At 66.8% G+C, this 256-nt stretch carries 1 protein-coding gene; it reads right to left on the bottom strand.

From position 1 onward, the window contains the following. Positions 1-256, bottom strand: a 256-nt coding sequence (locus AC4IFT_RS22570) for a LysR substrate-binding domain-containing protein (protein ID WP_490752981.1), incomplete at both ends; no start/stop codon positions are given.

The raw sequence follows: 256 nt of genomic DNA, 5'->3' as shown, positions 1-256 counted from the left end.
CCACTTGGCCGCCAGGCCGCTGGCGCTTTCCCGCCAGCCGAAGTAGGCGATGTCGCTGCAACGTTCCGATTCGACGCGTTTCGCCACCAGTTCGCCGCTGTTCAGGTAAGGTTCCGCCAAGGCGCGCGGCAGATAGCCGCAGCCCAGCCCGGCCAACTGCGCCTGCAGCTTGGCGTCGAAGCCGAAGACCGTCAGCGTGTCTTGCTCTTCCAGCAGGTTCAGGCTCTGCGGCGCGTTGACGCGCGAGGTATCGCGC

The sequence above is a fragment of the Providencia sp. UF-183 genome (genome assembly GCF_058246155.1).
Note: the sequence above shows the minus strand (reverse complement) of the source record. Positions and strands in the feature narration are given on the sequence as shown.